Annotated in this window: 2 protein-coding genes; both read left to right on the forward strand. The window is 36.6% G+C overall.

The genetic code is table 11. The features are described from left to right. Positions 1 to 3: 3 nt before the first annotated feature. The gene (locus tag HMPREF1630_RS03775) at positions 4 to 6,015 is read left to right on the forward strand and encodes an InlB B-repeat-containing protein (protein ID WP_037327181.1); all 6,012 of its coding nucleotides are present in this window, start codon (positions 4 to 6) and stop codon (positions 6,013 to 6,015) included. A gap of 365 nt (positions 6,016 to 6,380) precedes the next feature. Beyond that, the coding region (locus tag HMPREF1630_RS03780; protein ID WP_052039357.1) for an InlB B-repeat-containing protein at positions 6,381 to 11,802 on the forward strand (5,422 nt) is incomplete at its 3' end.

The raw sequence follows: 11,802 nt of genomic DNA on the forward strand, positions 1-11,802 counted from the left end.
ATTATGAAAATAAAAAGTAATAGGCTTTTGTCATTCCTACTTGCTTTCCTAATGTTCTTCCCAGTGTTCGGTGCTTTGCTAGCAACAGCAAAACCTGCCCTAGCATCATCAGAAGACCTAAAGGGCGAAGTAAGGGGAAACCAAAAAGTATTTACTATAGACAAAGAAAAAATTGAAAATATTGCCATTAATACTCAAGCAAAGAAAACTTTGAGACGCTCACGCCGTTCGCTATTTTCAGATAGGGCGCCTAGCACACAGGATGCAAATACAATCGTCAATCTTACAACTAAAGGTTTAAATAATGGAAATTTTGATTGGAAAGTATTTAATAATAGTGAATTTAAGGTAACTCTTGGTTATACCGATAATAGTAACAAATTTGTAGAAGTTGGAGAGATGACCTTTAGCGAAGGACAAACTAAAATTACAAATTATAGTGATTGGCCTTTGTATGCTGCAAATGCAAAAGGATTTCAATTAAAGACAGACTTTAATGGAAATTACGATGTTAGGGCGACATATGTATCACCAAGTACAAAACCAAATAATAATGTACTTGAACTTAATCTAACAGTTTATGAACTTCCAAACACAGATTTAAAGGTTGAATATCTTGATATCTATGGAAAGAAATTAGCAAAAGATTTACCAGTAGCTACTGACACAGCACCAAAACTAAAATTAAACCTTGGTGATGGAGTTGAGTTTGACCTTCCAAAGGCTGATAAAGTAATAAATTTAAGAGATTTAGATAAGGTTGAGGAAGATATAGATTCTGATACAGCTGATAATTTATCTGAGGCTTTAACAACTGATAACCTAAATGCTGTAGAAAAATTAAGCTTTACAATAAATGATGCGATATCAGGCGATTACACTTTTGGTGGTGGAGCATCAGCTAAAAACTATAAATATAAGATTCACCACGTAAAACATGAAAAAAATGGACAAGCGCATGATTACCAACCTGTTGTAAGTCTTACCTACCAAGCAGATGTAGCAATCCCACCAATGAAAGACGATGATCCAACTCAGCCTGTAGACGTTCCAACTGGCTACGTTCGTTTGACATTTATTGCAGACGAAAAAGTAGAAGAAGGCAAAACACAAACCTTAGGTCGTTTTGACAGCGAAGGAACAAAGAAAAAATATATCGACGTAAAGCAAGGGCTTAAATACGGTAATGCTAAATTAAAAGCAGAAATAGACAAACTAAAACCATACTCCCTAGATGATAAAGATAATAAAAACGATGCAAAACCATTCTTAAAATGGAATCCAGAAATCCCTGCAGATACAGAGGGTGTAGGAACTAAAGAATACAACGCAAAATATAAAACCACAGCAGATTTGATCAAAGAACTTGGTGGTCTTAAGGGTGTGGACTTTGGTGTTTGGAAAGGTACAAGCACAGAAGGCGACTTCTGGAAGAAGGGCGTTGCTGCAAACACAACTGATACTGATAAAAAAGCAAAAATTGATGAAGCCTTAGCAGATGCTACAGTTGAAGATACAACAAACCCAGTAAGAACAACAACTGAAAAAGGGGAGAAAAAAGGAACCCTAAAGGTAACCTTCAAGGACGGTTCGGTCTATGTTGTTGATGATACAAAGAATCCAGTAGATACAAACATCAAACAAACCCTCCATGTCTATGATAAGGGCGACAAATCACCAGATAAGCCAGGAAACGGAGAAGGAGAAACTCCAGTCCCAGAAGGCACAATCTTTGTAGAATTCACAAGAGATGAAACATCTATTAAGAAAGCTGAGTTCGAAAACCTCAAACCACTAATGTACGCTGATGGCGACACAGTGGATAGTGAGAAATTCCCAAAAGCTAAACCAGAAACAGGCTATCAAACAGTAACCTGGACACCAGCAAAAGAAAATGCAAAAGTAGACACAACTAATACAACAGCTTACAATAAAACAAGCAAAACCTTCACCTTCAAAGCAAGCGCTACAAAGAAAAACGCTAAGCAATTAATTGAAGATGCAGGTGGACTAAAGCCAGTAGACATTTCTATCTGGAGTGGTGATGCAATCAAATGGTCTAAGGGTGTGGCTATTAATTATGACACATCAAAGACATTCACACAAGACCAAAAGATTGAATTAGAAAATTTATTGAAAAATGCGACAGTAACAGACGCTACCACACCAGAAAGGTCTAATACAAAATTAGGCAAACAAACAGGTACATTAAAGGTGGAATTCGCAGATAATACAACAGAAAATCCATCTGTAATTGAAGTTGAAAACCAAAACCTATTTGTTAGAGCAAATAAGGAAGAAATCAATGACGACAACAAAGATTTCCCAGTTCCAAAAGATGAAGATGGAAATCCAACAGGTTTTAATGTTATCTTCAAACTTGGTGAGGGTACAAAACTCGGTACCACAAAAGGAGATAAAGCAAACCCTGTAACAGTAAAGACAATCCTAGTTAAGAAGAATGAGACATTAGATGTTGCCACAGATTATCCAAAAGCTGAACCAGATACAGGATATAAGGTACCTGTAAATTGGTCACCAGAGAATAAGAAAATCACAGCAGAAACAACCTACACTGCGACTGCAACAAATGCGAAATTTGATAAAACAAATATTGCAAAGATTGAAATAACTAAAGACCCTGATACAATGACCTACACCGAAGGTGATAAGCCTAAACATGACGGTATCAAGGTTAAGCTTACAGACAAGAATGGAAACACTGTTGAGATTGGTAAAGATGATTTAGGAACTTACGGCGTAACTGTTACACCAAGTGAAGATACACCTTTAACAATAAAAGACCACAACGGTCAACCATTCAAAGCATCTGTAAATGACAAAGACGGAAATCCATTAACAGACAAAACAAAAACAAATATCACTGTTAATCCAAAAAAATCAGACAAGGATGTAATCCCATACGTTCCAAAGGATAAGGAACACCCAACCGACCCTAATGATGATAATGTTCCGAAAAAAGATGGTGACGGACATACAATCGACAAGACCCAATATGACATCATAGCCTTCAAGGTTGCAGACGATGACAAAACAAAGGGAAGCTTAACACTAGGAGATAAAGATAAAGAACAAGTCATCTCAGTCCTAGTTAAAAAAGGAAGTACTTGGGCAAAGGTAAGTGCACCAACAATAAATGTAAATGATGCAACTACAACCAAGGCAAATGGCTATGACCCTGCAATTCCTGCTAAGACAGCAACAGTAGAAAATGGCAAGGTCTACACAGCTCAATTCATCACAGATGGACAAGAAATCACACCTGGTACAAAATTACCAGACGGAACTTTTGAAGTAAAAGTCCTTCGTGATGAGAATAGTATAGCAGCTGATAATCTTTACGGAAAATCTTATGCAGTATTTAAAGATAGCAAATTAGCAAAAGAAAAATTCCCAACACCTGCTGTATTAAATAATAACTTCAAAGATCCAAAATGGAATGTAAATAATCCTTGGGATCAAACTATAACTAAGAATACAGATTTTACAGCAAGTGCAATAAGTGCAAACTTTGATAAAGATAATATAACAGGTATTGAAATAATCCAAGACCCAACACAGATGACCTACACCGAAGGGGATAAGCCTAAACATGACGGTATCAAGGTTAAGCTTACAGATAAGAATGGAAACACTGTTGAGATTGGTAAAGATCAGTTGAAGGGCTATGGCGTAACTGTTACACCAAGTGAAGATACAACTTTAAAAATAACTGATCACGACAAAAAACCATTCACAGCAAAGGTAAACGGTAAGGACAATAACGGTCAACCAACAGAATTAACAGCTTATACTTCAAAGAAAATCACTGTTAATCCAAAGAAATCAGACAAAGATGTAATACCATACGTCCCAAATGATAAGACCAACCCAACCGACCCTAGTGATAAAAATGTGCCAACTACTGATAGTGACGGAAATCCAATCGAAAAAAAAGATTATGACATCGTAGCCTTCAAGACTGAATCAACTGATAAGGGAACTTTGTCAAAGGGAACTGAAACAAATCAAGAAGTAGTATCTGTGATGGTAAGGAAAGCTGCAACAGATAAATCATTTGGTAAAGTGAAAAAAGCTGTTACAGTAGATGAAAAAGCAGGTTACAAATTCTGGTATTGGGGCAAGGGAACTGAGAAAACAAAAGTCGAAGATACAGCAACAATAACTGATAAAGATGTATATACTGGCTACTTTATTAAAAATGGACAAGAAATCAATCAAGGCGACCCTGAACTACCAAAAGATGAAGGTGGTGATCCATTAGTATTTAAGGTTGAGATAGCAAAGGGTGATAATGTAAAAGATAATGCAGGCTATGGCAAGACTCACGCAGTATTCAAAAACTCAACATTACAAGCAGCAGGTGTAACTGTAGTAACACCAGAGAAGCTAGACGATACAGCAACCGACCAATATGAAGATGCAAAATGGTACAAAGATGATGCTACAACAGCAACAGACAACCCATGGACAGTAACAATCACTGCTGATACTAAGTTTACAGCCAAGGCAGCAAAGAAGGAAGCACCAGCTAATGATGGAAAAATAATCATTAAGAAAGTTCTTGATAATGAACCTGTAGCAGCTCCAAGAGCTGCACGAATGAGTCGTGCCGCTAACTCTGAACCTTTAAAATTCAAGTTCAAGTTAACAGGACCAAACAATTACTCACAAGAATTTGAACTTTCTGCTGGAGAAACTAAAACTTTTGACAGCCTAACTTACGGAACTTATAAGATAGAGGAAACTGACGCAAAGGGTTATACTCCAACATACTCAGAGCAAAAAGTGGTATTAGGAGCAAGTAGTAAAGAGAAAACTATTACTGTTACAAATAAAAATATCATTCCTGATCCTAACACTCCAGGTGCACAAAATGAAAATATTATAGAAGTAACAGTTAAAAAAGTATGGGTTGGAGGAAGCAAACCTGCAACTGAAATTCAACTTTGGAAAAAGGGTAAAAATGTAGATGGAACTGAAATTGATAAAAAAGTAGATTCCTTTACAACAACAGCAAACTTAACTGGAAATGAGGAAACTCATACATTTAAGAATCTTGCAAAACATGACCCTAGTGGTAGAGAATATGAATATTATGTAAAAGAACCAAACGTTCCACAAAATTACAAGCCAAGTATTAATGGATTAGTTGTAACTAATACCTATAATGATCCTCAACAACCACCAAAAACAACTCTCACAGTAACATTCGATGCGAATGGACATGGAACTGCACCAGCTGCACAAACTGTAGAAAAAAATCAAACAGCTACTGAACCAAGTCCAGCTCCAACTGCAGAAGGATATACATTTGGTGGATGGTATAAAGAGCCTACTTGTGAAAACAAATACGATTTTTCAACACCAGTAACTGATAATATTACATTATATGCTAAGTGGACAAAGAACGATAGTGGTTCAGGCGAACAACCTCAACCACCAACACCACCAGTTCCTACACCAGATCCAACTCCAACACCAGACCCAACTCCTACTCCAGACCCAACACCAACTCCAGAGCCAACTCCGGAACCAACTCCAGAGCCAACTCCTACTCCTCAACCAGAACCAAGTGGGGATGATGATAAGGGCAAACCAACTATAGCTGATGAAAATCCACCAGTTATACCAAAGGATAAGACAGGTGTTAAGGATCCAGATCATTTGGATGATGGTGAGAAGGATAAGATAATTGAAAAGATTAAGAAGGTTAATCCTAAGGCTGTCGATGTGAAGGTTGACGATAAGGGCAATGCCACTTTAATCTATGCTGACGGCTCTACAAACTTTATCCCTGCCAAGAAGCTTATTTACAAGCTAGCAAGGAAGGTGAGCAAGGAAGATGCATCAGGACCATTTAGGATGAAGAGGGGTGCTAGAAACCCTAAGACTGATATTTCATCACTCGGTGGTGTTGTTGCAACACTCGTAACAGCGGCTACAGGCCTATTTGTTACTAACAAAAAAATGAAAGACGAAAATCTTTTCTAATAGGCTAAAGACTCAAGTGAAAACTTGGGTCTTTTTTTGTGGGAGTTTTTTGGCTTAGGTTTTGTAAGGCTAATGTCGATTTTTCTTAATTAAAACATCGGAGTTCCTTCAGAGAGTTTGCGATAGGCTAGGAGCTTATGAAGGATGAGAATATTTGACGTGATAAACATATTACAAACAGACAAGGCATCCTTAGCCGAGATTGGGGGTGGATTTTTTATCGTCTTTTGCTTAGTGCTAGTTATAAAGACTACCTTGATTGATTTTGTAAAAACCATATAGTATTATTAATGAATTATGCAAAAAAATTGCAAATCTGATAATATTTATCAAAAACTAATGGAGCAGAAACGAAGGAGAGTAATATGAATAACAAAAAATCCACTATACTTGTGGCAGCTTTGTCTTTGTCATTTGTGTTGAGCACTCAGAGCGTACTCGCAGTTGAAGATCAGGCTGGCCAAGCAGGATATGTAAGTGAAACAGATAGTAGTGGGAAAGCTGCTGACACTGATTTGATTTTTACTATTGACCAACAAATCAAATTATCGTCTGCTGGTTATAGTGCCGAGGAAATTATTGCACTTGATAAGAAGGCAAGGGAAGAAAAGGCAACATTAGGCCAAGATTTCGACCTTGATAAGTTTGTTAAGGATAAGATAGCAGAAAAAGAAAATGCTGGTCTTGGAATTTCTGACCCAGTTGTTAATGATAGGGTGGGTTCACCAAGTAGCGAAAACCGAGACGCTGTAGATGCCTCTAGTAGTGCGACCTATTACAAAAAAGCCAACTGGGAAAATAAAATAAAAGATAAGTCTCGTTGGAAGGTTGAAGATAATCAAAAACTTGTAAGAGTTACTACATCAGAGCCAGTTCAAATGAACGACATCGACTACGATGGTAACTTTGTCGATGCTAACGGTAGAACCGTACTTAGAATGGTTTACAAGGAAAAAGGTTCAGCAGCAACTGGTGTTTGGTACAGAGCCCTATTTAATTTCGGTGAACTAGACCAATACATCGACTACGACAAGTCCTACATGGTTGGAGTAAATACCATAGGTAGCGAAGCTAAAACGGGCAAACTAGAACCATTTAATGACGGCAAGGAGAGAATTGTTGACCTAGGCGTATTGAGAGGGGACTTAACAAATCAAAGAAAGAACCTTCCTATCAACCTAGTTTTGAAAGAAGGCGTAACAATTGAAAAATTAGGTCAAAAGAACTACATCGTTCAAATGAGACTTACTGATACTAATGGTGAAAGAATCTATGCTTATGCCCCTGGCAAGACATCCATGGACTATTCCACTTATACCAAGACAACATCAGTTTCTCTTGAGGACAAGGTAAATAGACTATTTATTAAAGGTGGCTACCAATCAGATAGCAATAATGCAACTGCTCAAGAGTTTGTTATGTCTGAATTTATTGCCAATCCAGAGCAATATTCTGATAAGTCTAATCTAGGTATAATTAGGACTCAATATACAGGTCAAACCAATACCATAGTAAGAGAAACAGTTGGTGACCAGCCAATTGCCTTCACCCAAGTTTTTGATGCAAACCTCGTTAAGTATATGAAGGCTGACGGCAAAGGCAATGTTGCTTATGTTAATGTTTTGACTAATGGAAGAGTGTTATCTCCAGTTACAAAAAACGTTGGTATACCAAAAGATAAGATAAATTATTCTAAAGATGGTAAATTAGCTTATATAGTTATCGGCACAGAAGCATTCAAAAAAGATGGTGTAAAGGTAGTTACCGTACCTAAACTAGACCAACACGTTATGCTTTCAGGTTTCTATATCACAGCTATCGACTACGTTGTAGATAAGGGCGAATTTGAAAATACCTTTGCAGGTAAAACTCAAGGTATCGATAAAACTAGAAAGCTTAATTACTCAATGATATCCGGTTGGACTAATCCAAATACAGACGGCTGGACTATCTATGAAAAAACATACGACAGTGGCTATGTAGCTAAAGAAGGCGAATCTTATTTAATAGATACAACAAGTATGCCTGAAGGTGGTCAAATAATGATTCAATTCGGAGACGATGATGCCATTATTCGTAAACAACAAGGTTACTACTCATACTATATAACAGGTAGCAAAGGTATCGAAAAAATCGAAGAATATGCTAAAGGCGTATTTAAGTTTGATTTAAGAGAAGGTGCTACTGTAAAAGCGGGAGACAAGCTTAGAGTTTTCATGCCTTATACAAAAGAGCATAAAGGCCAAGTTAACTTCTTAGAGATTAATAATGCAACTAAACTTAATGAAGGTGGTGCAACACTAACCTTACAAAAAGATAGAAATATCAATATGCACCTTTATACTGATAAACCTAGGGGAGCTTCATTTAAGCTAAAATATACTTTAAAAGGTGAAACAGAAGAAAAGTCACTTACTTTCACTACACCTAAACTAGGAACTTTTTGGCAATACAAAGATACTGATGGAGTTTTAACAGGAATACCAAATAGATCCATTTTAGCAAGTGCTGGTAATTTCTATATTAATACAAAAAAATTAGAGCCAGGAAAAGATATTATTGTAGAAGCATATGATGAAAATGGACAAGAAATTGTTGAGAGAAAATCTTGGTTTAAGTATAGAGCTCTAACAAAAGCTCAAGATACAGTTAAGGAACTTACTTGGACTGACTCCTCTGATAAGTCATCAATACTTTCTATAAACAAGTCACTTTACACTCCATACCAATTGATATTTACAAACGATTATGCAGATGGAACAGATGACTTCTATAAGAATCCAAGAGTATTGCCAGCCGACAATGCTAAGTTTAACACTGATACAACAAGCTTTGTTGGTTATACAAAGTATGACGGTGGTAAGATAAGAACACTTTATGAAGGAAAAGATAGAAAACTTTATGCAAAAGTTGAAGCTGCTGAAAACGAATACGATGACAAGGGTAATTTAGTCGGCGGTGATAAAAGTAAGATGATTACTATTCCTAAGTCTGATATCTTTGATGCTCACTTTGAAGGAGATAACAAAGAATATAGGGCTTATGAATATACAGTAAATTTAAGAAAAATGCTTCTTTACCATGAAGATGTTGATAAGAGTGAGAAAACTCTTGAACTTAAAAAAGATATGAAATTCGTCTCAACTGCATCTGACGGATCATCTCTTCCTTCTGACCTATACGAAACAAGAGTAAGGACAAGGGTATTGTTTGATACGACAGAAGGTGCGTGGGATGATAATACTAAAAAATCAGTAAAAATTGTTCCAGATAACGTAAAATTCTACGGCGAAGAAGGCTATGTGGCAAATGGTTTTGAGGGTGCTAATGTTGAGGCCAATACAGGGGATAAATTCCCAGAAAATCCAAAACTAGCAGGAAAGAACTTCTTAGGTTGGGTTACTGAGGCAGGTAAACAAGCACTAGAAAATAAGGCAGTTGTTACAGCTGATGAATTTAATAAATTACCAAAAGAACAAATCTTTACTAATGAAACACCAATAGCAAAACACTTAGTAGTTTACGCTATCTACTCAGAAGATGTAACAGTTACCTTTGATGCAAACCAAGGTAAGTTTACTGACGGCAAGGACACAACTAATGTCAAAGTTAAAGGTGGAAGTGTAACAAAACCAGCTGACCCAACAAGAGATGGATTCATATTCAAGGGTTGGGCAGCAGATAAAAATGCTACAGAAGCAGATGCCAATATTTTAAATAATATAACTGCACCTAAGACTGTATATGCAGTTTGGGAAAAGAAAGACAAAGAGCCATTACAATTAAATGATCCAACACCTGTTGAAGTAAAAGATACTAAATCATTAACATCAGATGAAATTGACAAGGTTAAGAAAGCGGTAGCTGAAGCAAACAAAGATAAGGGTATAACAGAAGCTGATGTAACAGTAGCTGAAAACGGTACAGTAACAGTCACAAAAGATGGCAAGACTGGAACATTAACTCCAGACAAGACAATTAAACAAAAAGAAGTTAAAAATGAATTCAACCCACCTGAAAAACCAGTACCTGTTGATAAGATTGGTGAGTTAAAGCCTGATGAAATTGCAGCAATTAAGAAAGCAGTAAAAGATGCTAACCCAGATAGAAACTTCAAAGATAATGAAATCACTGTTAAACCTGATGGAACAGTTGAAATCAATCAAGGTGGTAAGGTAGGTACTATCCCTGCTGATAAAACAGTTGTACAAAAAGATACTATTCTTGATTTAACTGCGCCAGAAAAAACTGAAGTAAAAGATAAAACTAATTTAACTCAAGCAGAAAGAGATAAGGTAGCTGCAGCAGTTAAAAAGGCTAATGAAGGCAAATTAAGTGCTGATGCAAAAGTTACAGTTGACGATAAGGGTAATGTAACAGTTAAAGATGGTACTAAGACAGGCAAACTAGAAGGTAAAGACACAGTAAAACCATTTACAAGAGATGGTAAAACATTAAATCCTCCAGCAAACAAAGTAAAAGTTGGTGACACTAATAAACTTACAGAAGCAGAAAAACAAGCAGTAAGAGATGAAGTCAAAAAAGCCAACCCAGACCTAGGATTTACAGATGAAGAAATCCAAGTTGACGATGATGGTACAGTAACAGTACCAATTACTAATTCTAAAAATGGAACATTCCAACCAGGTCAAACAATTGAAGCTGCAACAAAAGATGATAAAATCATAAAATTAGTAGCACCAGCAAAAACAGAAGTTGTTGATGCAAGCAAGCTAACAAAAGAAGAAAAAGATAAAGTTATTGCAGAAGTCAAAAAAGTAAATCAAAATTTACCAGAAAATGCAAAAATCGAGGTAGCTGATGACGGAGCTGTAACAGTTACCCTAGGAATAGAGCCAAACCAAAAGATAGGCCAACTATCTCAAAAAGATACAGTTGAAGAAAAACTTAAAGCTCCAACAGTAGAAGCAGTAGCTGATGGTAGTGTAAAAGTATTACCAAATAATAAAGAATCTGATACACTAGAAATATCATTTGGCGATGCTGCTAATCCAACAAAAGTTACAGCAAAGAAAGATGCAGATGGTAATTGGGCACTAGCAGGCGACACAGATCCATCCATAAAGATAGACAAAGAAACTGGTACGGTAACAATTCCTGCTAGCAAGCTATCTAAGAATGAAGAAGTAAAAGCAAAAGAAAAAGCTGGAGAACAAGTATCACCAGAAGCTACAGCAAACTCAAATGATACAACAGCTCCTGAAAAACCAGCTGTAAAAGTTGAAGACAATGGAAGCGTAAAAGTAACACCACCAACAGATGCAGATACAAAGAGTGTTACTATAGAATACAAAGACCAAGATGGAAATTCACAAACACTTACAGCAACAAAAGGTGACAATGGTACGTGGACACTACCAACAGGAACAGATACTTCTATAACGATAGATCCAGCAACAGGCGTTGTAACACTTCCAAAAGACAAGATCAAAGCTGGCGAAAAAGTTACAGCAAAAGCAAAGGATGCTAATAATAACGACTCAGCTGCAGGAGAAGCAACACCAGTTGATAAGACAGACTTAAAAGCAGAAGTAGACAAAAATAATAATGATGCAATAAAAAATTCTGACAAATACAAGGATGCAGATCAAACAAAGAAGGATGCCTATGACACAGCTTTAGATAAAGCAAAGAAGGTTCTAGAAGATCCAAATGCATTACAAAAAGATATTGATGATGCATTAAAGGCATTGAAAGATGCTGAAGCAGCATTAGACAAAACTGCAGAAACAAAGCCAACAATAACAGAAGGCAAAGCAGAAAATG

This window comes from Anaerococcus lactolyticus S7-1-13, from assembly GCF_000758765.1.
In the GTDB taxonomy this organism is placed as follows: domain Bacteria; phylum Bacillota; class Clostridia; order Tissierellales; family Peptoniphilaceae; genus Anaerococcus; species Anaerococcus lactolyticus.

Excerpts from the sequence above, each read along its gene's own strand:
- HMPREF1630_RS03775 (WP_037327181.1), top strand. The coding sequence starts at position 4 with ATGAAAATAAAAAGTAATAGGCTTTTGTCATTCCTACTTGCTTTCCTA.